We start from the raw sequence: 4,129 nt of genomic DNA, 5'->3' as shown, positions 1-4,129 counted from the left end.
CGAGGCGTTCAGCGAGCTCACGGGTGTTCCGGCGGCCGATGACGGCGTCAAGGAAGACGCGTCAACCGCCAAGGTCGAAAATGTCCGGGGCGGCAGCATCCTGATGCTGCAGCCGGCAGCGGCCGCGCGTTCAGGCTGAAGCAGGACCCCAAAAGTGGAAACCGCTTTCGAAGGAGATTCTGGTGTGACAAATGATGAAATTAGGATGACGGTTCAACGAAACGTCGTGTTGTAGCAGGACGGAACGCGATCGCACTCCCTGCTTCCAGCGGCGCATCGCTTGGCCGACTGATCTGCGAACGAAGCGCTGTGGCTAAGGCAAACCCAATCTGCTCGCCTTGGCGGAACTAGATCCGCAATATGAGATTTGGACTCTTCGTTCCTCACAGTCTCTCTTGTGGAAACCCACGTGAACTTGAACACGTAATTTGACGTTTACTCAAGTCCCCCCCAATTTCGGCTAATGTTCGAGATCACCCGCGACGATATTGCTGCACTGAACGATGAAAATTTGCGGTCGCTAATCGGCCGTCTCTGCGAGGCCACGCTCCAGCGCGCGAATCTCCCTGTCTCTGCGGCGACTTGGGGCGGCGACCAAACCGCCAAAGACGGCGGCGTTGATGTGCGTGTGGCGCTGCCCGCAGGAAGCAAGATCGAGGGCTTCATACCAAGGGCCGCAACCGGCTTTCAGGTGAAGAAGCCTGACATGCCCCGATCGGAGATTCCGAAGGAAATGAGGCCGAATGGCGTCATTCGTCCGGTGATTGAGGAACTGGCTGCCGCGGATGGCGCCTACATCATCGTAAGCTCAAGTGGATCCACCGCCGATTCAGCGCTTAACAATCGCCGAGCGGCGATGGCGGAAGCGGTAAACAGCATTGCTGACGCCGAAAAGCTGCATCTCGACTTCTATGACCGCAATCGTATCGCGAGCTGGGTGCGTGCCAATCCGGGGCTGATTGCGTGGGTTCGTTCCCGGGTTAGAAGGCCCATCCCCGGGTGGAAGTCTTACGGGGACTGGTCAAGCGTGCCGGCGGGCGCGGATAAACGCTATCTTCTTGATGACGAGGCACGCATCAAGACGGGCAACAAAGACGATGGTGAAGGCCTGTCGGCCGTAGATGGCATCAACCGCATGCGAGATGCGCTGCGAAAACCAGGTCAGGTTGTTCGTCTTGTTGGCCTCTCAGGTGTTGGCAAGACACGGCTGGTCGAAGCCTTGTTTGACAATACTGTGGGCGCGAACGCGCTGGACCCTTGCCTCGCCTTTTATACCGACGTTGCCGATGGGCCTGATCCACAGCCAAAGGTTCTTGCCTCTGAGCTGACCGCGGCCGGCACGCGCGCGATTTTGGTGATTGACAACTGCCCTCCGGAAACGCACCGGCACCTATCGGAGGTGGTGCGTGCCTCGGGCTCAGCGGTCAGCGCCATCACCGTAGAATATGACATCCGCGAGGATCAGCCAGAAGGCACAGACGTTTTCTCGCTGGAAACATCGTCGGTGCCTCTGATCGCAAAATTGGTGGCGGGTCGCTTCCCGGACTTATCACAGCTCGACAGCCGCAGGATTGCCGAGTTCTCAGGCGGCAACGCGCGGATAGCACTTGCGCTTGCCGGCACCGTAAAGAAAACCGAGACGGTCTCTGGGCTCACCCACACCGAATTGTTCAAGCGTCTCTTCCAGCAACGCCACGAGCACGATGCGGGGCTGTTGCAAATCGCGGAAGCCTGTTCGTTGGTTTACTCATTTCAAGGGGAAGACCTGACGGGCGAGAATGCGGAACTGCCCGTGCTCGGCGGGTTGATCGGAAAGACCGCCCAGGAGGTGTTCACCGCAGCCGCTGAACTGAAGCGGCGGGATCTTTTGCAAAAGCGTGGGGAATGGCGCGCGATCTTGCCCCACGCTATCGCAAACCGACTTGCGGAACTGGCTCTTCAGAATATCCCCTATTCCATTATAGAAGCCGCGATTGTGAATGGGACGTCAGAGCGCCTGTTGCGCTCTTTCTCGCGCCGCCTTGGCTATCTCGACAGCAGCAAGGAGGCCCAGGCCATCGCCAAAGGCTGGCTTGCACCGGGCGGCCTTCTCTTCGATGTGTCGAACCTAAACCCGCTTGGCCACGCGATGCTCGAAAATGTCGCGCCGGTACAGCCTCGAGCAACACTTTCCGCGCTTGAGAATAGCTTCGCCAATACAGACGTGGATGCGCTACTGGCCGGCGCACCTCTTATCCGGCTGTTGCATGCGCTCGCCTATGACGCTGAATTGTTCAAACGTTCCGTGGCATTGTTGTGCAAGTTCGCGGGCATGCATGGTGTGGTGGTCGACAGCGATGCCGAGAAGGCAATCGCGCCTCTCTTCTACGTCGCTTTTTCCGCGACCCACGCACCGTTGTCGATGCGCCTCGAAGTAGCGACAGAATTTCTAAAATCAGACATGCCGGTTGAATGCCATCTCGGCGTCAAGGCGTTGGAAGCCATGATGACAACCGAGCACTTCAGGCCCTATTCCAGTTTTGAGTTCGGCGCGCGGTCGCGGGACTATGGCTACCATCCAAAGAGTAAAGCCGAGTACGATCAGTGGTTCGGCGATGTGCTCAAGACAGCGGAACCCTTCGCGCTACATGACAGCAAAGTCAGAGTACGGGTTCAGAAAAGCATCGCCCGCAAATTTCGAGGCCTCTGGGCGAATGCGGGCCAGTACTACGCGCTGGAGCGCATCTCCAGGGCAATTGCCAAGGACGGTTTTTGGCGCGAGGGTTGGATCGCAACACGGCAAACCCGGCGATACAGCGCGAAAATGCTGGATGCCCGGGCACTGCAACGCCTTACCGAACTGGAGGAATTTTTAAGACCGAAGGATTTGATCGATAGCGTACGGGGAATCGTGCTCGGAGAAAGAGGAGGCAGCCTTGATGACTTCGAGGATGATGACGAAATGGACATTGCCGAGCGCTTGAAGCGCGTCGCCGAGGCTGTTGTGGAATTTGGAAAAGAAGCCGCAGCCGACGAAAAAGCTCTCGCTACAGTCCTTCCGGAACTCATCGGCGGCCATGGGCGGCTTTTCGAATTTGGGCAGGGACTTGCCCTGGGCGCGGACGAGCCGCGCGTCATGTGGAAGCGATTGGCCGCCCAAGTGGCCTCAGCCCAACAGCCAAATGTGCAACTGTTGCGTGGCTTCCTCAATGGGCTTCAAACAAAGGAAGCCACGGCAACACAGGCATTCCTTGATGAAGCCGTAGATGATGCCGTTCTCGGCAAATGGCTGGTCGATCTTCAGGCGAGCGTCACGATCGATGAGGTAGGTGTTGGCCGCTTCCATCGCGCCTTAGAGCTTGGCAAGGTCACTGCCCACGACTTCTTCGTTCTGGTTGGCGGGCGCGTTTGCGATCCAATTCCGGGACCTGCATTTCGTGACCTAGTGGTTGCGATTGCTGCGAAACCCGACGGCTATCCCATCGCCCTGCAAATCGTCATGATGCGCCTACATTCGGACGGCAGCGCGGGACGGAAGCCAAAAGCTGAAACACTTGAGGCTGGGCGCATTCTTCTTAGCCGGCATTCATTCGAGCCAGATCCCAGGCGAATTGATCACAGTGACCACACACTGGGCGGTATCGCAAAGAGCTGCTTGAACGGGCCAGAAGGCGCTCCCGTTGCACGCAAGATATGGCGCGACTTGAAAGCGGCCATTGAGAAGGACGAGGTTTACGCCTGGGACCACAACGACCTTTTGCAAGCCCTATTCAAGATCCAACCTGTAATCATGCTGGACGAGCTCGTTGCGGGTAACGAGCAGGATCGCCGGAACAGCATTGATATCGTTCAGGATGTGATGCACGGCCATCCAAATCCGGTTAGTGAGGTTCCAGATCATGTCATTTTAGAATGGTGTGCGGCCGACCCGGAACCTCGCTATCCCTTTGCTGCTGCCGTCGCCGAGCTTTTCACCCGCTACGATGGTACGGCCGCGCTGGAATGGCGGCCAATCGCCAAAGCGCTTTTGGAGCGCGCGCCTGACCCGGTCGCGGTGTTTGAAGAGATTAACCTCTGGCCAAGAAGCTTTGAGGGGGTCGTACGCGACGGAATGCGAGGTTCGCCTTAACTTGCTCGACCGGCTTGAGAC

Annotated in this window: 1 protein-coding gene; it reads left to right on the top strand. The window is 57.8% G+C overall.

Annotation, left to right across the window (positions count from 1 at the left end; genetic code table 11):
- Nucleotides 1-463 precede the first annotated feature (463 nt).
- Nucleotides 464-4,108 (top strand): hypothetical protein, encoded by a 3,645-nt coding sequence (locus EOA27_RS25350; RefSeq protein WP_126081037.1) that lies wholly within the window; start codon nt 464-466, stop codon nt 4,106-4,108.
- The last annotated feature ends 21 nt before the right edge of the window (nt 4,109-4,129 follow it).

It is taken from the genome of Mesorhizobium sp. M2A.F.Ca.ET.037.01.1.1, assembly GCF_003998075.1.
GTDB lineage: Bacteria > Pseudomonadota > Alphaproteobacteria > Rhizobiales > Rhizobiaceae > Mesorhizobium.
This window is presented reverse-complemented; position numbering and strand designations above follow the sequence as displayed.

Bases quoted from the DNA above. Each gene is read 5' to 3' on its own strand.
- EOA27_RS25350 (WP_126081037.1), top strand. From the start codon at position 464: ATGTTCGAGATCACCCGCGACGATATTGCTGCACTGAACGATGAAAAT.